General features: G+C 61.3%; 19 protein-coding genes. 4 read left to right on the top strand and 15 right to left on the bottom strand.

All coding sequences use genetic code 11. The features are described from left to right. Positions 1-18 precede the first annotated feature (18 nt). Positions 19-855 carry a peptidoglycan DD-metalloendopeptidase family protein gene (locus BFQ00_RS05495; RefSeq protein ID WP_065932847.1) on the top strand — a complete coding sequence of 279 codons (837 nt, stop codon included), beginning with the start codon at positions 19-21 and terminating at the stop codon, positions 853-855. 105 nt (positions 856-960) lie between these two features. Next, positions 961-1,968: an RNA polymerase sigma factor RpoS gene (rpoS, locus tag BFQ00_RS05490; RefSeq protein ID WP_065886111.1), complete on the top strand. Its 1,008-nt coding sequence runs from the start codon at positions 961-963 to the stop codon at positions 1,966-1,968. Positions 1,969-2,144: 176 nt separating this feature from the next. On the opposite strand, the gene BFQ00_RS05485 is transcribed toward rpoS, so the two are convergent. After that, a complete protein-coding gene (locus tag BFQ00_RS05485) occupies positions 2,145-2,354 on the bottom strand; it encodes a cold-shock protein (protein WP_002554837.1) in 210 nt (69 codons plus the stop codon). 388 nt (positions 2,355-2,742) lie between these two features. Here BFQ00_RS05485 and dcd point away from each other — a divergent pair, with 388 nt between their 5' ends. Further along, positions 2,743-3,309 (top strand): dCTP deaminase, encoded by a 567-nt coding sequence (gene dcd, locus BFQ00_RS05480; protein WP_003189215.1) that lies wholly within the window; start codon positions 2,743-2,745, stop codon positions 3,307-3,309. 108 nt (positions 3,310-3,417) lie between these two features. Further along, positions 3,418-3,615, top strand: coding sequence for a hypothetical protein (locus tag BFQ00_RS05475; RefSeq protein ID WP_065886112.1), 198 nt, complete (start codon positions 3,418-3,420; stop codon positions 3,613-3,615). Between the two features lie 22 nt (positions 3,616-3,637). Here the strand turns inward: BFQ00_RS05475 and pdeM are convergent, their stop codons facing one another. The 14 genes from pdeM to BFQ00_RS05405 all read right to left on the bottom strand — a co-directional run bounded on the left by pdeM (position 3,638) and on the right by BFQ00_RS05405 (position 18,475). Further along, positions 3,638-4,288 carry a ligase-associated DNA damage response endonuclease PdeM gene (pdeM, locus tag BFQ00_RS05470; protein WP_065932846.1) on the bottom strand — a complete coding sequence of 217 codons (651 nt, stop codon included), beginning with the start codon at positions 4,286-4,288 and terminating at the stop codon, positions 3,638-3,640. Beyond that, positions 4,288-6,768 (bottom strand): ligase-associated DNA damage response DEXH box helicase, encoded by a 2,481-nt coding sequence (locus BFQ00_RS05465; protein WP_065932845.1) that lies wholly within the window; start codon positions 6,766-6,768, stop codon positions 4,288-4,290. The genes pdeM and BFQ00_RS05465 overlap by 1 nt, the downstream gene beginning before the upstream one ends. 57 nt (positions 6,769-6,825) lie before the next feature. Beyond that, positions 6,826-7,590 carry an ABC transporter ATP-binding protein gene (locus BFQ00_RS05460; RefSeq protein WP_065886115.1) on the bottom strand — a complete coding sequence of 255 codons (765 nt, stop codon included), beginning with the start codon at positions 7,588-7,590 and terminating at the stop codon, positions 6,826-6,828. Between the two features lie 13 nt (positions 7,591-7,603). Further along, entirely contained in the window at positions 7,604-8,722 is a 1,119-nt protein-coding gene (locus BFQ00_RS05455; protein WP_065932844.1) for a succinylglutamate desuccinylase/aspartoacylase family protein, read from the bottom strand. A 9-nt stretch (positions 8,723-8,731) separates the two neighbouring features. Then, positions 8,732-9,442: an ABC transporter permease gene (locus BFQ00_RS05450; protein WP_065893387.1), complete on the bottom strand. Its 711-nt coding sequence runs from the start codon at positions 9,440-9,442 to the stop codon at positions 8,732-8,734. Continuing rightward, a complete protein-coding gene (locus tag BFQ00_RS05445) occupies positions 9,439-10,167 on the bottom strand; it encodes an ABC transporter permease (RefSeq protein ID WP_065893388.1) in 729 nt (242 codons plus the stop codon). The genes BFQ00_RS05450 and BFQ00_RS05445 overlap by 4 nt, the downstream gene beginning before the upstream one ends. A 56-nt stretch (positions 10,168-10,223) precedes the next feature. Next, entirely contained in the window at positions 10,224-11,003 is a 780-nt protein-coding gene (locus BFQ00_RS05440; protein WP_057723170.1) for a transporter substrate-binding domain-containing protein, read from the bottom strand. Positions 11,004-11,313: 310 nt separating this feature from the next. Further along, positions 11,314-12,948: an ATP-dependent DNA ligase gene (locus BFQ00_RS05435; protein ID WP_065932843.1), complete on the bottom strand. Its 1,635-nt coding sequence runs from the start codon at positions 12,946-12,948 to the stop codon at positions 11,314-11,316. Next, positions 12,945-13,949 carry a ligase-associated DNA damage response exonuclease gene (locus BFQ00_RS05430; protein WP_065886120.1) on the bottom strand — a complete coding sequence of 335 codons (1,005 nt, stop codon included), beginning with the start codon at positions 13,947-13,949 and terminating at the stop codon, positions 12,945-12,947. The genes BFQ00_RS05435 and BFQ00_RS05430 overlap by 4 nt, the downstream gene beginning before the upstream one ends. Positions 13,950-14,150: 201 nt before the next feature. Beyond that, positions 14,151-16,592, bottom strand: a complete 2,442-nt coding sequence (locus BFQ00_RS05425) for a penicillin acylase family protein (RefSeq protein ID WP_065932842.1) — start codon at positions 16,590-16,592, stop codon at positions 14,151-14,153. A 202-nt stretch (positions 16,593-16,794) separates the two neighbouring features. Then, entirely contained in the window at positions 16,795-17,001 is a 207-nt protein-coding gene (locus BFQ00_RS05420) for an SEC-C metal-binding domain-containing protein (protein WP_065932841.1), read from the bottom strand. Then, positions 16,998-17,480 carry an LEA type 2 family protein gene (locus BFQ00_RS05415; protein WP_065886123.1) on the bottom strand — a complete coding sequence of 161 codons (483 nt, stop codon included), beginning with the start codon at positions 17,478-17,480 and terminating at the stop codon, positions 16,998-17,000. Before BFQ00_RS05415 ends, BFQ00_RS05420 begins: the two co-directional genes overlap by 4 nt. Positions 17,481-17,502: 22 nt before the next feature. Continuing rightward, positions 17,503-17,973 (bottom strand): YchJ family protein, encoded by a 471-nt coding sequence (locus BFQ00_RS05410; protein ID WP_065886124.1) that lies wholly within the window; start codon positions 17,971-17,973, stop codon positions 17,503-17,505. A gap of 4 nt (positions 17,974-17,977) precedes the next feature. Continuing rightward, positions 17,978-18,475, bottom strand: coding sequence for a DUF6231 family protein (locus BFQ00_RS05405; protein WP_065886125.1), 498 nt, complete (start codon positions 18,473-18,475; stop codon positions 17,978-17,980). Positions 18,476-18,608 lie beyond the last annotated feature (133 nt).

Below are 18,608 nucleotides of genomic sequence, written 5' to 3'. Positions count from 1 at the left end.
CCACAAAGGGAGCGGCGGGTGAGTCTCACAGGTCCTGCGCAGCGAATGAGTAAAACAAGCTTTCAGCGACTGGTGCTTGGCCTTGTCTTGAGTTCCTTACTGGCCGCCTGCTCGAGCACGCCATCCGGTGGTGCGCGGGTGGTCGACCGCACGAATGCGGCACCGCAAAAGCCGATGGTGACCACGGGCCAGTACGTTGTACGCAAGGGCGACACGTTGTTCTCGATTGCCTTCCGTTACGGCTGGGATTACAAGGCGCTTGCAGCTCGTAACAACATTCCCCTGCCTTATACGATACATCCGGGGCAGACGATTCGTTTCGACGGTCGCACCGGTTCGGCGCCTACGGCAGTCGTGACAAAGTCCGGTTCTTCGTCTTCCTCTTCGAGCAAAACCACCGTATTCACGCGGCCGGCCGGCACCGCCGCGCCTTCGGTGGCGAGCAAGCCGGCGCCCGCGCCATTGCCTCCTGCGGGGCCTGCGCCGACCGGTTGGGGATGGCCCTCAAATGGTGTGTTGATTGGAAAATTCTCTTCAAACGGCAGTTTGAATAAAGGCATTGATATCGCCGGGGATTTGGGACAGCCTGTTTTGGCTGCGTCTGATGGGACAGTGGTGTACGCCGGGAGTGGTCTACGGGGCTACGGCGAGCTGGTCATCATCAAACACAGCGATACCTACGTCAGTGCCTACGGTCATAACCGCAGGTTGTTGGTTCGGGAGGGGCAGCAGGTCAAGGTCGGACAGACGATTGCCGAAATGGGTTCAACGGGGACAGACCGGGTGAAACTGCACTTTGAGATTCGCCGTCAGGGCAAACCTGTAGATCCACTGCAATTCCTACCCCGTCGTTGATGTGTTGCCAGCCTGTTCCCTCACGTAGAAGGAACAGGCTCCAGCGTTGCCAAGGATAAAGGCGTCGCTTGAGCTTGAGGTCGAACTCACCAAAGGACTATAACAATGGCTCTCAGTAAAGAAGCGCCGGAGTTTGACATCGACGATGAGGTTCTCCTTATGGAGACCGGCATCGCTACGGAAACGATGTCAGATAATGAGAGGGCTTCACCCCCCTCGGTTCGCACCAAATCCAAGAACTCCTCCGCGTTAAAGCAACACAAGTACATCGACTACACCCGGGCGCTCGATGCGACCCAGTTGTACCTCAATGAAATCGGCTTTTCCCCTCTGCTCACCCCCGAAGAAGAAGTCCATTTTGCGCGTCTGTCGCAGAAGGGTGATCCGGCTGGGCGCAAACGCATGATTGAAAGCAACCTGCGGCTGGTGGTTAAAATCGCCCGACGCTACGTCAATCGCGGATTGTCGCTGCTGGACTTGATCGAGGAGGGCAACCTGGGCTTGATCCGGGCGGTGGAGAAGTTCGACCCTGAGCGGGGCTTTCGCTTCTCGACCTATGCCACCTGGTGGATTCGCCAGACCATCGAACGGGCGATCATGAATCAGACCCGCACGATCCGGTTGCCGATCCATGTGGTCAAGGAGCTCAACGTCTACCTGCGGGCAGCACGGGAGCTGACACAGAAACTCGATCATGAACCTTCGCCCGAAGAAATCGCCAACCTGCTGGAAAAACCGGTAGGGGAGGTCAAGCGCATGCTCGGCCTGAACGAGCGCGTGTCTTCGGTTGACGTCTCGCTGGGTCCGGATTCGGATAAAACCCTGCTGGACACCCTGACGGATGATCGTCCGACGGATCCTTGCGAGCTGTTGCAGGACGACGATTTGTCCCAAAGCATCGACCAGTGGCTGTCGGAGCTCACGGATAAGCAGCGTGAGGTGGTGATTCGCCGCTTCGGCCTGCGCGGCCATGAGAGCAGCACGTTGGAGGACGTAGGCCTGGAGATCGGTCTGACCCGTGAGCGGGTTCGGCAGATTCAGGTAGAAGGTCTCAAGCGCTTGCGCGAGATCCTGGAGAAGAACGGCTTGTCGAGTGAGTCGTTGTTTCAATAACGACCCTGCTTGAAGGCTTGAATGTGGGAGGGGGCTTGCCCCCGATGGCGGCGCTTCAGTCGATATAGGCTTTGACTGACACACCGCTATCGGGGGCAAGCCCCCTCCCACATTTTCCCAGGCATAAAAAAACCCCGCTTTTGAGGGCGGGGTCTTTTCGACTAAGTCAGTACAAGTTAGATAACTTGAACTTCTTCAGCTTGCATGCCTTTCTGACCGCGGGTAGCGATGAAAGAAACCTGTTGGCCTTCTTTCAGGCTTTTGAAGCCGTCGGATTGGATAGCTTTGAAGTGAACGAACAGGTCGTCACCGGATTGTGGAGTGATGAAGCCGAAGCCTTTTTCATCGTTGAACCACTTAACGGTACCAGTTTGGCGATTAGACATGGTGTAACTCCTTGAACAAAGTTAACTGCGACTCAGGAAAAGCCCTGGCCGAGACTGAGTGCAAAGAGCAGGAAAAATTCTTGGAGATGGTTGGATCGAAATTCAACATATCGTGTAGAGATTCTCAGTGACACAAGCAACACAGTGACGCCACCTTAACCCTTTTTCCGGAACGTGCCAATGGTATTTCCGCAGGTTTCTCTAATTTCGTCGCTGGCGGTGGTATTTATTGTCCCGTAAAACTGCGCCAGGAGCCCCGGCCCCGTTGGCTGGGGGTTATGGACACCGGTGCATTCGTCATTAAAAGCGGTGCGCCCTTTGAACCCCACCGCCGGCCCCGGTAAGATGCCCCACAGAATTTTTCCACCTCGCTATTCAGGACACCGCCATGAGCATCAAATCGGACAAGTGGATTCGCCGCATGGCGCAGGAACACGGCATGATCGAACCGTTCGTCGAGCGCCAGATTCGTGGCGAAGGTGACGAACGCGTGATTTCGTACGGGGTTTCCAGCTATGGCTACGACGTGCGTTGCGCCGATGAATTCAAGGTGTTCACCAATATCAACTCGGCGATCGTCGATCCGAAGAACTTCGACGAAAAAAGCTTCGTCGACGTCAAGAGCGACGTGTGCATCATTCCGCCAAACTCCTTCGCCCTGGCCCGCACCGTGGAATTCTTCCGTATTCCACGGGACGTATTGACCATCTGCCTGGGTAAAAGCACTTATGCCCGTTGCGGCATCATCGTCAACGTCACGCCGCTGGAGCCCGAGTGGGAAGGCCACGTAACCCTGGAGTTCTCCAACACCACCACCTTGCCGGCGAAAATCTACGCCAACGAAGGCGTGGCACAGATGCTGTTCCTGCAGTCCGATGAGGCGTGTGAAGTGTCCTACAAGGACCGTGCGGGCAAGTATCAGGGCCAGCGTGGCGTTACTCTCCCACGCGCTTGATAGAAAGCTCCTACGCTTAAAGGGAATTAGTCTGCAGAAAGTGACTCTATCTAGGTGTACTGCCTCGGCGCGTGTGAAACGCGTCGAGCCACGCTTGAGGAGTGCCCTATGAAGATCAACCCGCGAATCAGCGCAGAACTTGCCCGGCTTGAACCCAACCAGATTGGTGTTCTGGCCTGGTCCTTGATGGCCGACCCTGCTTATGCGGGCGGCATCCCCGGTCAACCTGAGCCGGACTATCCGCAACCTACCGAACCTGGTGAGCCGACCCTGCCGGATGAGCCACCACCCGCGCCCGTGGCCTGATCCGCGCACGCCTAACCGGCGTTCACTGAACGGGCCATACCTGGTGATCGCCGATCACGAAGATTCGGCGTTCACTGTCCTGTTCCACTGCATACCCGCCGGTGAATGCGCCAAACGCCGGCAGCAGGCTGATGCGATCGCCTATCTGGAAGCACGGCAGGCGCAGGCTCTGCCGACCTCTGCCGCGCAAGCGATACACCGGATGGACATGCCCGGCCAGCACATGATGGCTGGGGTGGGCGTCCGGTTCATGCTGCAGCGCGAACGGGCCCATTAAGAGAGGCTCGGGAACCACCTCGATGCCCAAGTCGGCAGGCGGATCGCCAGCGCGCTGATCGTGGTTGCCGCGAATCAACGTGATGGGCAACTCGGCATGCCGCGCTCGCCAGTCCCTGAGCGCGCCCAGGGTGCCGCTGGCGTGGGAGCCGGGGCCGTGGAGGAAGTCGCCGAGAAAGATCACCTCATTGCAGGGAAACGCCGCCAGCAGCCGGTCCAGGCGCTGCAGGTTTTCGCTGGTGGTGCCCTGGGGCACCGGTTGCCCGAGGCTGCGGTAGGCCGAAGCCTTGCCAAAGTGCGCGTCGGCGATCAACAGGCTGTGGCGCGCCGGCCAGTACACCGCCTTGTCCGCCAGCAACCACAACTGCTCACCCTCAAGCGTTATCGAACAAGCCATTAACCGTTTCCTTTGTCCGCAATTTTTTCCAGGTCCTTGACCATCCGCGCAATGCGCTCCGAGAGTTTTTCCGAACTCAGGCTTTCGCGCATCCGCTCCACCAGCAGGGGGAAGGCCAGCGGCGTAGGCCGTTGGATCACATGCAGGTCCAGTTGCAGCGCCGACAGGCGCAGCAATGTCTCCTCCAGGCGCTGAATGTCGAGTTCGTTGCGCAGGACTTCTTCCCCCGCCTGGGCCAGCAACAGGTTCTGCGGGTCGTATTGCTTGAACACTTCGAAGAACAGCCCGCTGGAAGCCTGCACCTGCCGAGTACTTTTCGGCGCACCGGGATAGCCGGCGAACACCAGCCCGGCAATGCGCGCGATTTCGCGAAAGCGGCGCAACGCCAGTTCACCGGCATTGAGGCTTTCTGCCACATCCGTCAGCAGCTCCTGCGGGCTGAGCAGTGCCTCGCTGAAGATATCCGGCCAGTGCACCTCGGTGGCGCTCAGCAGCTCCAGCCCGTAATCATTGACCGCGATGGAAAAAGTCACGGGTTGCCGCCGGCTGACGCGCCACGCCAGCAAACTTGCCAGCCCCAGATGCACCTGACGCCCCGCGAAGGGGTAGAGAAACAGGTGCCAGCCCTCGCGTGACTTGAGAAACTCCGCCAGCAAGTGGTCGCGGGTCGGCAGGCCGGACCAGCGCAATTGCGTCTGCAACAGCGGCTGCACCGCACGCATTTCCAGCCCCTCGAAGCGACCCTGAGCCGCCGCGTCAAAGCGCTCGATCACCGCCTGCGCCAGCTCGTTGGAAAGGGGCATGCGCCCGCCATTCCAGCGCGGCACGGCGGCTTTTTTCGCGGTGCTGCGGCGGACATAGGCGGTCATGTTTTCCACGCGCACCAACTCCAGCAGGCGCCCGGCGAACAAAAAGCCATCCCCCGGCTTGAGCCGTGCAATAAAGCCTTCCTCGACACTGCCCAGGTTCTTGCCGCCGCCGCCCTTGCTCCAGTACTTCAGATGAATACTCGCATCGCTGACGATGGTGCCCACGCTCATGCGATGGCGGCGTGCCAGGCGCGCGTCGGGGACGCGCCAGATGCCCTGTTCGTCGGGCTCGACGCGGCGGTAATCCGGATAGGCCGTGAGCGACAGCCCGCCATGGCGCACAAAGGCCAGGGCCCAGGCCCAATCGGCGTCGGTCAGGTCGCGGTAGGCCCAGGCACCGCGTACCTCCGCCAGCAGCGCGTCGGGAGTAAACCCACCGCCCAGGGCCATGCTGACCAGATGCTGCACCAGCACATCCAAGGGTTTGTGCGGTGATTCGCGGGCTTCAATGCGCCGCTGGGCAATCGCATCCTGGGCGGCGGCGGCTTCCACCAGCTCCAGGCTGTGGGTCGGTACCAATGTCACCCGTGACGGCCGCCCCGGTGCATGCCCCGAGCGGCCGGCGCGTTGCATCAGGCGCGCCACACCCTTGGCCGAACCGATCTGCAGCACTCGTTCCACCGGCAGAAAGTCCACGCCCAGGTCCAGGCTTGAGGTGCACACCACCGCCTTGAGTTGGCCTTCTTTCAACGCACGCTCCACCCAGTCACGGGTTTCCCGCGACAGCGAACCGTGATGCAGCGCAATCAGACCGGCCCAGTCCGGCCTGGCCTCGAGCAACGCCTGATACCAGATTTCCGATTGCGCGCGGGTGTTGGTGAATACCAGGCAGCTGCTGCTCGAATCCACTTGCGCCACGACTTGCGGCAGCATCTTCAAACCGATATGTCCGGCCCAGGGAAAGCGTTCGGCAGTGGGCGGCAGCAGTGTGTCCACTTGCAGCTGTTTGGCGGTTTGCCCCTGCACGTTTATCCCGCCACCCTGTGGGACCAACACCTCCAGCGCTTGCGCCTGATTACCCAGGGTTGCGGAAATACCCCACACCAGCAAATCCGGGTGCCAGCGCCGCAGCCGGGCCAACGCCAATTGCAGTTGCACACCGCGTTTATTGCCGATCAGTTCGTGCCACTCATCCACCACCACCATGCGCAGATGCCCCAGGCTGACCTCGCTGTCGGCGCGCGCGAGCATCAGCGTCAGGCTTTCCGGCGTGGTGATCAGCGTGGTGGGCTGGCGGCGGGTCTGGCGCGCACGTTCGCTGCTGCTGGTGTCGCCCGTGCGCAGGCCGACGCTCCAGGGAATCTGCAATGCCGCCAACGGCGCCTCGAGGGCGCGCGCGGTGTCGGCGGCCAACGCACGCATGGGCGTGATCCACAGCACGGTCAGGGGTTCGGCCGCAGGCTTGCGCTTGCCGGGAGCAGGTGGGCGCGTTACGGCGAAACGATTGAGGGCTGCGAACCACAGCGCGTAGGTTTTACCCGCGCCGGTACTGGCATGCAATAAGCCTGACTGACCCTCCTTGACGGCCTTCCACACGTCTTTCTGAAAGGCGAACGGGCGCCAGCCGCGGGTGGCAAACCATTGTTTGGCGAAGTCGACGGGTTTTGCCATGCGGCAGCGGACGCTCTGGAGGCTCTAATGCACAGACCCCCCAGGCGCCCCAAAGGTTTACTTCAAGTTGCCGCTCAGGAATTGCTGCAGGCGCTCGCTCTTCGGATTGCCCAGCACGTCCGCCGGCGCACCTTGCTCTTCCACCAGGCCCTGGTGCAGGAACAGCACCTGGCTTGAGACTTTGCGCGCGAAGCTCATTTCATGGGTCACCATGATCATGGTGCGGCCTTCTTCGGCCAGGCCCTGGATCACTTTCAACACTTCACCCACCAATTCCGGGTCCAGCGCCGAGGTGGGTTCATCGAACAACATCACCTCGGGCTCCATCGCCAAGGCGCGGGCAATCGCGACCCGTTGCTGCTGGCCGCCGGAGAGAAACGCCGGGTATTGATCAGCCACCCGCGCGGGCAGGCCGACTTTATCCAGGTAACGGCGGGCGCGGTCTTCGGCGTCTTTTCTGCTGCACCCCAGCACGCGGCGCGGGGCCATGGTGATGTTTTCCAGCACGCTCATGTGGCTCCACAGGTTGAAGTGCTGGAATACCATAGCCAGCCGCGTGCGCAAACGTTGCAACTCGGCATCGTCGGCCACACGCATGCCGTGGCGGTCGCTGACCATGCGGATCACTTGACCATCCAGGGTCATGGCGCCGTCGTTGGGGGTTTCCAGGAAGTTGATGCAGCGCAGGAACGTGCTCTTGCCCGAGCCGCTGGCGCCGATCAGGCTGATCACGTCGCCGGTGTTGGCCTTGAGCGAGACACCTTTGAGCACTTCATTGTCGCCATAGCTTTTATGCAGGCCTTCAACGGTCAATTTGTACATGGGGCGTGCATCCTCAAGGCGAAAGTAGGTAGCCGCTGCGGTAGGCCTCTGCGCCGGCGACATGGCTGATCACCATCCCGGCGGTGGCCATGCGTCGCAGCGAGCGGGCGTAAAGCAGGCCGGCATTGCGGCAATGCACAGGCGTTACGCGGTCGGTGATGGGGTCGATGATTTCGGCGATAAGCTGCCCGGCCTCCAGGTATTCCCCCGGCAAGGCGTGGAACACCAGCAAGCCGCCCACCGCTGTGGTCACAGGCTCCACGCCTGCCAGTGGCGTGGCCGGGTAGGGCAGTGCGGGCTGTGCTGGCGCGTCGCCTTCAATCGCGCCGAGGTGGGTCAGGTAATTGATGATCGCCTGGCAGTCCTGGGCCGCGAGGCCGTGGTTGACGTCGCCTTGACCGCGCAATTCGACGGTCACGGAAAAGCTGCCCATGGGGATCGGAAAGCGCGTGCCGAAGCGTTGCTGCAACTGCCACCACACCAGGGTGAAACATTCATCAAAGGACTGCCCGCCGGAATCGGTGGCCAGCAGGTTGGCCTCCGACCCCAGGTAACGCGCCAGCGGCTCCACCTGCGGCCAGGCCTCGGGCGTGGTGTAGAGGTGCGCCACGGCTTCGAAATCACAGTGCAGGTCCAGCACCACGTCGGCATCGCACGCCAGGCGCTGCAGCACCAGGCGCTGGGAGTGCAGTTGAGTCGACGCGGTTTGCGCGGCCAGGGCGGCGGATAACGCGGTGCGGATCAACCGGGCGTTATGTTGGGGATCACTGCCCAGCAAGTCTTCAACCTGATCGCCGACGGCGTCGCTGAGGTCGACAAACAGGCGATTGAAGTTCTGTCCGCTTTCCAGCTCGTAGCGGCCCAGGGGGACGTCCATCAGCACCTGTTCCAGCCCCACTGGGTTGGCGACCGGCACCAGGACGATTTCGCTGCGCACGCGCCCGGTCGCCGCCAACTGTGCCAGGCGCGCCTTCAAGTGCCAGGCCACCAGCATGCCCGGCAGTTCATCGGCGTGCAGTGAGGACTGGATGTAGACCTTGCTTTGCGCCTGCTCCGGGCCGAAGTGGAAACTGTGAATCTGTCGCGCCGTGCCGGGCACCGGCGCAATCAGGTCATGTTGCTGATGACGCATGAGCGCTCCTTAATGGCTCGGCCCGAGAAAGGCCAGCCAGCGGCGTTCCGCCAGTCGAAACAGGCCGACCAGGGCAAAGGTCACGGCCAGGTAGATCAATGCCGCGATGCCGAATGATTGAAAGGTCATGAAGGTGGCCGAGTTTGCGTCCCTGGCGACCTTGAGGATATCCGGAATGGTCGCGGTAAACGCCACCGTGGTCGAATGCAGCATCAGGATCACCTCATTGCTGTAGTACGGCAACGAACGGCGCAGTGCCGACGGCATGATCACATAGGCGTACAGCTTCCAGCCGCTGAGGCCGTAGGCCTTGGCCGCTTCGACTTCGCCGTGCGCCATGCTGCGGATCGCCCCGGCGAAAATTTCCGTGGTGTAGGCGCAGGTGTTGAGGGCGAAGGCCAGGATGGTGCAGTTCATCGCATCGCGAAAGAACCCATCGAGTACCGGTTGCGCACGCACGGCGGCAAGGCTGTAGATGCCGGTGTAGCAAATCAGCAACTGGATATACAGCGGCGTGCCGCGAAACAGGTAGGTGTAGAACTGCACCGGCCAGCGCACCAGGCGCCTGCGCGATACCCGGGCGATAGACAGTGGAATCGACACCAGAAAGCCGATCACCAGTGCCGCGCTGAGCAACCACAGGGTCATGGCCAGGCCGGTAATGTGCTGGCCGTCGCTATAAAGGAACGGGCGCCAGTATTCCTGCAAAAGCTCGATCATCGCACGGCCTCCCGTGAACCTGCGGCGTAGCGACGTTCAAGACGGCGCAAGACAAAATTGGAGGCGCTGGTGATTAACAGGTAGATCAGCGCGGCCAGTACCAGGAAGTAGAACAGTTGATAGGTGCTCTTGCCGGCATCCTGGGCTGCTTTCACCAGATCGGCCAGGCCGATGATCGACACCAGCGCGGTGGCCTTGAGCATCACCATCCAGTTATTGCCGATGCCCGGCAGAGCAAAGCGCATCATTTGCGGGAAGGTCACGTAGCGAAACCGTTGCCCGCGCTTGAGCCCGTAGGCGGTGGCGGCTTCCAGCTGACCACGGGGCACGGCCAGGATCGCGCCTCGAAAGGTCTCGGTGAAATAAGCACCGTAGATAAAGCCCAGGGTGATGACCCCGGCGCTGAATGGGTCGATCTCGATGTATTCCCATTCCATGAAGTCGGTGAGGCCGGTCAGCCAGGTTTGCAGGCTGTAGAAAATCAGCAGCATCAGCACTAGGTCGGGGACGCCGCGAATCAATGTGGTGTAGAGCTGGGCGGGGATACGCAGCACGGGCAGGCTGGACAGTTTGGCGCTGGCGCCGAGCAGGCCCAGCAACACGCTGACGGCCAGGGACAGCACCGACAACTTGATGGTCATCCAGGTGCCTTGCAGCAACAGCGGGCCGAAACCCTTCAGGCTGAACGCGCTCAGCCCGAGGGTTTGCAACAGATCTTCGAACATAAATCAGGACCTATGGCGATAAAAAAGCGCCCCTTGAAAAAGGGGCGCCCCAGGCATTATTTGCCGCTGTACAGGTTCAGATCGCCAAAGTGTTTTTTCTGGATGGTGGCGTAGGTGCCATCATCGTGTAACGCTTTGATACCTTTATCCAAAAGCGCCTTGAGCTCAGTGTTACCTTTTTTGATACCGATCGCGGTTTTCGAAGGCAGCAGTGGGTCGTCGATGGCGGCGCTGACTTCGTAGCCGGCACCGGCCGGCGATTTGAGGAAGCCCAGTTCGGCTTGCAGCATGTCCTGCACGGAAGCGTCAAGGCGCCCGGACGTCAAGTCGGCATACACCTGGTCCTGGTTGGCGTAGGCCTTGGTGGTCACACCGGCCTTGTCCAGCACGGCCTTGGCGTAGGCTTCCTGGATGGTGCCTTGCTCATAGCCCACGGATTTGCCCTTGAGCGATTCAGGCGTCGAATACCCTGCACCTTTTTTGAACACCAGCGAAGTAGGGCCCGAGAACAGCTCGTTGGAGAAGTCGATCGCCTTCTCGCGCACCGGGGTCACGGTCATGGAAGAAATCACACCGTCGAACTTGTTGGCTTTGAGGCCCGGAATCATGCCGTCAAAGTCGCTTTCAACCCATTTGCACTTGACCTTCAGTTCCGCACAAATGGCGTTGCCCAGGTCAATATCGAAGCCCACCAGGCTGCCGTCGGCGGCCTTGGATTCGAACGGTGCGTAGGAGGGATCGACACCGAAACGCAATTCCTTGTATTCCTTGGCGGTTGCAACACCTGCAGCCATGCACAGAGCCAGTGCAGAAAGGGTCAGCAATGCTTTTTTCATTATGTGTTCCCTGGAAACCAAGATAAGCGCTTGTGGCGCGTTTAGGACTGTTACTGAACGGTGTCAGACGCAGCACAAGTAGCAATTTCTGCACCATAGTTCCGAATGATCGTTTTAAAAGGTGGGATAAGGGATTTATAAGTGTAGGAAATGCCCACTAATGTGCATTCGGAAAAGGTCGCACCATTACAGGTCATGGGGAGATTCCAATGTGGGAGGGGGCTTGCCCCCGATAGCGGTGGGGCAGACACAAATGCTCTGACTGACACACCGCCATCGGGGGCAAGCCCCCTCCCACAGTTGATTTTTGTCAGGCCAACAAGTCCTGCAGCGTGGCGAGACTGTCGGCTTCCTCCACCGGCTTATCCTGTCGCCAGCGCAACATCCGCGGAAAGCGCACCGCAATGCCGCTCTTGTGCCGCTTGGACAGGGCGATCCCTTCAAAGCCCAACTCAAACACCATGCTCGGCGTGACGCTGCTGACCGGGCCGAATTTTTCCACGGTGGTCTTGCGCACGATCGCATCGACCTTGCGCATTTCTTCGTCAGTCAGCCCCGAATAGGCCTTGGCGAACGGCACCAGTGTGCGCTCGCTGCCCGGCGGGCCATCCCAGACCGCGAAGGTGTAATCGCTGTACAGGCTCGCGCGCCGGCCATGGCCGCGCTGGGCGTAGATCAACACGGCGTCGATGCTGAACGGGTCGACCTTCCACTTCCACCACAGGCCCATGTCTTTAGTGCGGCCCACGCCGTAAAGGCCTTTGCGATCCTTGATCATCATGCCTTCGACGCCGAGGCTGCGGGAGGCTTCGCGTTGCACGGCCAACGCTTCCCAGGTTTGCCCCTCGAGCAGTGGTGAGGGCAACAGCACGGGTTGGTTGCACTGCGCGATCACGCGTTCCAGCTGCGTACGGCGTTCAGCCAGGGTGTGGTTGCGCCAGTCGTCGCCCTGGTATTCGAGCAGGTCGTAGGCGAGCACCGCCACCGGCGCATCCTCCAGCACTTTTTTACTCAATGTCTTACGGCCGATCCGCTGCTGCAGCAGGGCGAAGGGTTGCACCGCCTCTTTCCAGACCACAATTTCACCGTCGATCACCGTGCCGTCGGGCAAGCCGCTGATCAGGCTGTGAAGCTCGGGGAACCGCTCGGTCACCAGTTCTTCACCGCGCGACCAGACCCACAAGCGGCCTTCACGCTTGACCAACTGCGCGCGAATGCCATCAAACTTCCATTCCACTTGCCAGTCGGCGGGAGAGCCGAGCAGGGCGTCAAACTGCTCCACTGGTTGCGCCAAGCCATGGGCGAGAAAAAACGGATACGGCTGCCCGCCGCGTTGCGCATGCTCGTCGGATGATTCGGCGGCAATCAGCTTGAGATAGCCGGCGGCCGTAGGGCGATTGGACAGGTCGGTGTAGCCCACCAGCCGTTGGGCCACGCGCTTGCTGTCGAGCCCGGCCATGGCGGCAAGCGCGCGGGTCACCAGCAGTTTGGACACGCCCACGCGAAAGCTGCCGGTGATCAACTTGATGCACACCATCAGGCTCGGTTGATCCAGTTGCACCCACAGCGCCGGCAGGCGCTCGGCCAGTTCAAGCGGCGCAAGGCCACGCAGCGGTAACAGTTTGTCTTCCAGCCACACCGCCAGTCCATCTTCAGAGGTGTAGGTGGATTCGGGTAACAGCAAGGAAATGGTCTCCGCCAGATCGCCGACGGACTGGTAGCTTTCTTCGAACAACCACGGCTCGATGTTCGCCGCTTGCGTCGCCATGTCCCTGAGCAGGCGGGTCGGCACCAATTGCCGCGGCCGCCCGCCGGAAAGGAAGTACACCGCCCAGGCCGCATCCTCTGGCGGTGCCTGTCGGAAATACGCTTGCAGTGCCGCCAGCTTGGCGTTGCTGGAGGTCGTGGCATCGAGGTTGGCGTACAGCTCGGCGAAGGCTTTCATGCGCTGGCCTCTTCTTCGTCGTCGCCGTATTCGGTGCTGAAACCTTGGGCATCCAGGCCTTTCTCGCGCAGATGGCGCACCAGCACGCCGACCGAACCGTGGGTGACCATCACCCGCTCGGCGCCGGTCTGCTCAATCGCCCACAACAGCCCGGGCCAATCGGCATGGTCCGACAGCACAAAGCCGCGATCGACCCCGCGCCGCCGCCGCGTGCCGCGCAGGCGCATCCAGCCGCTGGCGAAGGCGTCGCTGTAGTCGCCAAAGCGACGTATCCAGGTGCTGCCACCGGTGGAGGGCGGGGCGATGATCAGGGCCTGGCGCAGCAGCGGGTCGTTTTTTTTGAAGTCGCCGGCGTATAGCGTTTCGGGGATGTAGATACCCGCTTCGCGGTAGACCCGGTTCAACGGCTCGACGGCGCCATGGCTGAGTATCGGACCGATGCTGGCATCGATACCGTGCAGAATCCGTTGTGCCTTGCCGAAGGAATAGCAGAACAACACGCTGGCTTTGCCGGCGGCGATATTGGCCTGCCACCAGTCGTTGATACCGGAAAAAATCTGCGCCTGCGGCTGCCAGCGATAGATCGGCAGGCCAAAGGTGGATTCGGTGATAAAGGTGTGGCAGCGCACCGGTTCGAACGGCGCGCAGGTGCCATCGGGCTCGACCTTGTAATCGCCCGACGCGACCCAGACCTCGCCCTGGTATTCCAGGCGCACCTGGGCCGAACCGAGGACATGTCCGGCCGGGTGGAAACTCAACGTGACGCCGTGGTGTACGAGTTGTTCGCCGTAGGCCAGCGTCTGCAAGTTGATGTCCTGGCCGAGGCGCGAGCGCAGGATGCCTTCGCCGGGCGCGGCGGCCAGGTAATGCTCGTTGCCGGTGCGGGCGTGGTCGCCGTGGGCGTGGGTGATGACGGAGCGTTCCACCGGGCGCCAGGGATCAATATAGAAATCCCCGGCGGGGCAATAGAGGCCTTCGGGTCGGGCGATGACGAGGTCCATGGGGTGACCGGGGAGATGGGCTTGTTATTTAGGAGGATGGGACGGCGAGAGAAGTTCTATCTGAATGCATGGGGTACAAATGTGGGAGGGGGCTTGCTCCCGATAGCGGTGTGGCAGTCAACACATTCATTGACTGAAATACTGCTATCGGGAGCAAGCCCCCTCCCACATTTGGATTCGGTTTCTTCTGAGAAAACCGGGTTATTTGCCAGGTGTGAGGGTTAGCCGGCTTTTGCCATACACCTTGTCAAAGGCCTGCGGCTGCATCGGGAAGCTCAGGTATTGCGCCTTGAGCGACGGATCGATGCCGTTGGCATAGTTCGGGCTGGCCGGGTTGCCGGACTGGCCGGTGCCGCCCTGGCCCATCATCGGTTCGGGCTGGCCGAAGTCGACAATCATGCGCAGCGCCGACGTCTGGGCCACATTGAAATCCTGCCCCCAGTTGTACGGTGCCGGGTTCAGGGTGTTGTGGTCGCCACCGCTGGCGAAAGGCCCGCGGATGACCTGGCCGCTGGCGTTTTTCCAGGTGGTGGTATGCAGCTTGCCCCATTGCCAGGCCTTGTGATCGGCGCCCAGCAGGCTGTCGCCGCTGCTGATCGCAGCGGCCAGGGTGCGTGCGAGAATCGCCGGCTTGTCTTCTTTTTGCGGTGTGCGCGTGTCATCCCAGAGCGGGCTGTCTTCGCGGCCCAGCAAATGGTCTGCGGTGGCTGAGTAGGACAGGCTGGCGTTGCTGACAAAGGCTTTCCAGCTGGCGCTGTGTTCCGGACCGAGTTTGTCGAGGAAGATCTGCCTGGCGCTTTCCTGCAGGAACAGTTCGTAGACCGCCGCGTCGGCGGACGTCGGTGCAAGGCGACCATCAAAGGCCATCAGGCGGCCCAGTGCTTCACGCGCCTTGGCCTGTTCGGCGGCGGGCAGCGCATCGATTGCCTGTTTCAGCGGCTGGGCCATGCCCGGCGCCTGGAACATCCCCTTGAGTTTGGCGGCAAACAGGGTGGTCTGGTCGTATTGCATGGCGATCAGGCTGCGGCTGTCGTGCTTGCCGGCGTTGGCCAGTTGCGCCAGGCGCTCGCTGCGCTCCGGCGCGTCCCAGGAATTGGACAGTTGCATGCCATAGCCACGCGGGGCAGTGCGCTGGTTGGCGGTGCCGATCCAGCCTTGAGCCGGGTCCTGGTCATAGGGGTGCAGCATGGCGTCGGCGTAACCGTCCCAGTCAAAGCGCGTGTCCCAGCCGGGCGACGGCAGCAGGCCTTGGCCTTCGCGGCGGTTGGGGAAGCGGCCGGTGACTTGCCAGCCAATGTTACTGGCGTCGGCGAAGATCATGTTCAGCGCAATGGCGCGAATTTCGCGGGTAGCGTCCGAGGCCTTGCCGGCGTTCTGCGCGCGGGACAGGTCGAAGAACGCATCCAGGCTCTTGTCGTCCTTCAAATCGGCGGTTTGCAGGGCCAGGCCAAAACCGCTGGTGAGCGCCTGGCTGCTGTTGAGCAAGGCGCCGTGGCGGGTTTCGTACACCACGTCGCGAATCGAGCGTTGGCCTTTGATGAAGAAGGTCTCGTTACGCACCCCGGCCGGTAGCCATTTGCCGTTGTTCTCGTAGTACAGCGCGCTGCCCTGGCGTTTGACCTTTTCCAGGAACAGGTCCTGGGTATCGCCCTTGACCGCGCTCATGCTCCACGCCACCTTGCCGTTGAAGCCCGACAGCAGGGTCGGCAGGCCGGCAATCGACGCGCCGACCGCCTGATATTTCGGCGCACGGATCTGCACGTAGCTCCAGGGCGTTGGTGCTTGCGGCTGGGCGGCGATGTCGTTGGCCAGCAGGCTTTTGCCGCTGCGGCTGCGTTGCGGCCCGATGGCCCAGTTGCTCGACGTGGTCACGCCCAGGGCATTGAGGCTGTTGAGTTGCTGGCTGACGGTGTCCAACCCGGCAAGACCGGTGATCTGGCTCAGGTTCACGCCCTTGAGCTTGTCGGCCTCGGCCAGCGGGATCGCTTCGTCCGGCGCGCTGGGGATAAGCCAGGCGAGCTTGTCGACGCCGACTTTTTGCGCCAGCACCAGCGATGAGATTTCTTCCTGCAGGTTGCTCGACTCACTGAAGTTCAGCAGGCAGAACAGCAGCGCCGAATCTTCCGGTTTCCAGTATTCGGGTTTGTAGCCGGTCTGGGCCAGGTCGGTCGGCAGCTTGTCGCGGTAGCGGAACAGGTAGGCGTTGACGCCCCGCGCGTAGACTTCAAAGAAACGCTTGAGCCGCGGCGACGAAGCGTTGTACAGCTCGCCGGCGCTCTTTTTAAGGTTGACTGCGCGCATGAAGCGGTCGACATCAAGGACCTCGGGCCCGGACATTTCCGCCAGGCGGCCCTGGGCCAGCAGCCGCAGAGTGACCATCTGGGTGATCCGGTCGCTGGCATGCACATAGCCGAGGCTGAACAGCGCGTCGTGGAAGGTGTTGCTTTCGATCAGCGGCATGCCCTGGGCATTGCGGCGTATCGACACGTTTTGCGCCAGGCCCTTGATCGGCTCTACGCCGGCTGCGGGGGGCAGGGTGTCCTGGGTGTTCTGGAGCTGGCAACCGGACAGGCTCAACGCACTGACCACTGCCGCGGCAACGCCGAACCGGGGAAGAAAATGTGTAAGGGCTGGCGAGGCCATGGCAAAGCTCCTGCGGGGGGTAGCGTCATTAAAGGCGCTACGTTAGTGAGCGCGGCGAAACGACGCAAGCGGGAGTTGTGTAATTGCATGAGTACTCATGTGGAAGGGGGCTTGCCCCCGATAGCGGTGGGTCAGTCACAAATAGGCGGACTGACACACCTTATCGGGAGCAAGCCCCCTCTCACATTGAGTGTCGAGTGGCTTAAGCGCCGTGGCACTTCTTGAATTTCTTCGCGCTGCCGCATGGGCAAGGATCGTTGCGACCGACGTCTTTCAACGCATTGCGCACCGGCTCCTGGTGAGCGTGGCCGCAGTTCGGGCCGTGGACATGGCCGTGGTCGTGGTCGTGGTCGTGGTGATCGTGATCGTGGTTGCAGTCGGGACCATGGACATGGGGTTGCTGAGTCATCGATGTCGCTCCGGAATAAAATCGCCGGGGATTATCTCGCCATTGTGAGCCACCTGCACGTCATTACCGATGAATAATCCGGTTTTCAACTCGCCTTCAAGACGATAGGGCACGGGGCGCTCGGGGTTTTTCAGCATTTGCACCACATCGCGTATTCGCGGCCACAGGTTGGTCCTCACCGACACCCGGAAGTATTTATGGCCGCGCGGCGGTACGGTCAGCCATTCGTTGGACTCGCCTTCGGTCAGCACCAGGTCGCCGAGGGTGACCTTGTAGATCAGGCCGCGCACGGTCAGGTCGGCGTCGTCGCGGTTATCCACGCGAAAGTAGAGCTTGAACTTCTGCTCCAGCAACTTGGCGCGCACCACTTCGACCTTCACCAGTGATACGTGGGGCGGCGGCGAGTCGTCCTCGAACCAGGAGGCGCAGCCGCTCAGGCCCAGGGTTAACGCCAGCATCAGGCTGAATGTGCGAAGCATTGGCGTTATCCCTGTCAGGTCGTTAAAAATAGGCGGAACAGCACTTCTTGAACTTCTGCCCGCTGCCGCACAGGCATGGGTCATTGCGCCCGGCCTTCACGTCCACCGTCGGGTCGATGAAGTACCAGCGCCCCTCATTCTGTACGAAAGAAGACCGCTCGCGATGGCTATGTTCACCGCTGCTGTCGTGCCAGCGCGCCGTGAAGGTCACGAAGGCATGTTCCGGTTGGCCGCCGAAGACCTCGGAATTTTCCACCTCCAGCCCAAGCCAGGTGCTCTGCGCACTCCAGGCGCTAATGGCCTCGCGGTCCAGGCCGGCCTGCTGCGCCGGCAAGGTGGTTGCCACCAGATAGTCGACCAGGCCCAGCACATAGGCGCTGTAGCGCGAGCGCATCAATGCGCTGGCACACGGCGCGGGGTGGCCGGCGTGGTAATGGCCGCAGCAGGCATCCAGCAGATTGCCACTGCCGCAGGGGCAAATGGATGTACTCATTGTGTTACCACCAATACTTGCCAAAATTTTCCGGGTTGGCCCAGAAGCGGGCGTTGAGCCAGTCGGGTACTTGTTTATAGTCAAGCAGATCATAGGTAAACAGCGTCAGCACCTGCTCATCGCGCTGGAAACGCTCACCGGCCTGCAGGGCGAGGGAGAAAAAATCGGTGTCCTTCCAGTCGCAGGCGCCCAGGTCCACCAGCACCGCGATGCGGCTGGCATTGAGGTTGCGAATGCCGCCCAGCAACGTCAGACCCTGGGATTTGGGCAGGTGTTCAAGGCAATCGACCACCAGCGCCAGGTCAAAACGCTGCGCCGCCAGTTCCGCGGGCAGCGGTCCGGGTGGGGCAATACTGACACGCACGTCGGGATGCGCCGTTTTAAACGCATCCAGTGCGGGAAACTGGCTGGCGCCCAACAGCAACAGGCGTTTGGGTGCGTGCAGGTCCAGCAACGCGGCCAGCGCTTGCTGGGGTGTACGGGAAGAAATTCCAGCGGTCATTTAAGATCCTCACATCAGGACCCTAGAGACTAGCGCGGCTGGGCGTGCTGGCCTAGCGCCTCAGTGCCGATAGCGCCGGTGCCTGAGCCGGGCCTTCTGAAGTTTTTTGATCCTTCACTGGCAAATCGCCTGT

This window comes from Pseudomonas sp. 28 E 9, assembly GCF_900004785.1.
In the GTDB taxonomy this organism is placed as follows: domain Bacteria; phylum Pseudomonadota; class Gammaproteobacteria; order Pseudomonadales; family Pseudomonadaceae; genus Aquipseudomonas; species Aquipseudomonas orientalis_A.
This window is presented reverse-complemented; position numbering and strand designations above follow the sequence as displayed.

Bases quoted from the DNA above. Each gene is read 5' to 3' on its own strand.
- pdeM (WP_065932846.1), bottom strand. From the start codon at position 4,288: ATGGCTTGTTCGATAACGCTTGAGGGTGAGCAGTTGTGGTTGCTGGCG.
- BFQ00_RS05410 (WP_065886124.1), bottom strand. From the start codon at position 17,973: ATGAGTACATCCATTTGCCCCTGCGGCAGTGGCAATCTGCTGGATGCC.
- BFQ00_RS05435 (WP_065932843.1), bottom strand. From the start codon at position 12,948: ATGAAAGCCTTCGCCGAGCTGTACGCCAACCTCGATGCCACGACCTCC.
- BFQ00_RS05475 (WP_065886112.1), top strand. From the start codon at position 3,418: ATGAAGATCAACCCGCGAATCAGCGCAGAACTTGCCCGGCTTGAACCC.
- rpoS (WP_065886111.1), top strand. From the start codon at position 961: ATGGCTCTCAGTAAAGAAGCGCCGGAGTTTGACATCGACGATGAGGTT.
- BFQ00_RS05445 (WP_065893388.1), bottom strand. From the start codon at position 10,167: ATGTTCGAAGATCTGTTGCAAACCCTCGGGCTGAGCGCGTTCAGCCTG.
- BFQ00_RS05415 (WP_065886123.1), bottom strand. From the start codon at position 17,480: ATGCTTCGCACATTCAGCCTGATGCTGGCGTTAACCCTGGGCCTGAGC.
- BFQ00_RS05425 (WP_065932842.1), bottom strand. From the start codon at position 16,592: ATGGCCTCGCCAGCCCTTACACATTTTCTTCCCCGGTTCGGCGTTGCC.
- BFQ00_RS05440 (WP_057723170.1), bottom strand. From the start codon at position 11,003: ATGAAAAAAGCATTGCTGACCCTTTCTGCACTGGCTCTGTGCATGGCT.
- BFQ00_RS05450 (WP_065893387.1), bottom strand. From the start codon at position 9,442: ATGATCGAGCTTTTGCAGGAATACTGGCGCCCGTTCCTTTATAGCGAC.
- dcd (WP_003189215.1), top strand. From the start codon at position 2,743: ATGAGCATCAAATCGGACAAGTGGATTCGCCGCATGGCGCAGGAACAC.
- BFQ00_RS05405 (WP_065886125.1), bottom strand. From the start codon at position 18,475: ATGACCGCTGGAATTTCTTCCCGTACACCCCAGCAAGCGCTGGCCGCG.
- BFQ00_RS05420 (WP_065932841.1), bottom strand. From the start codon at position 17,001: ATGACTCAGCAACCCCATGTCCATGGTCCCGACTGCAACCACGATCAC.
- BFQ00_RS05485 (WP_002554837.1), bottom strand. From the start codon at position 2,354: ATGTCTAATCGCCAAACTGGTACCGTTAAGTGGTTCAACGATGAAAAA.
- BFQ00_RS05430 (WP_065886120.1), bottom strand. From the start codon at position 13,949: ATGGACCTCGTCATCGCCCGACCCGAAGGCCTCTATTGCCCCGCCGGG.
- BFQ00_RS05455 (WP_065932844.1), bottom strand. From the start codon at position 8,722: ATGCGTCATCAGCAACATGACCTGATTGCGCCGGTGCCCGGCACGGCG.
- BFQ00_RS05465 (WP_065932845.1), bottom strand. From the start codon at position 6,768: ATGGCAAAACCCGTCGACTTCGCCAAACAATGGTTTGCCACCCGCGGC.
- BFQ00_RS05460 (WP_065886115.1), bottom strand. From the start codon at position 7,590: ATGTACAAATTGACCGTTGAAGGCCTGCATAAAAGCTATGGCGACAAT.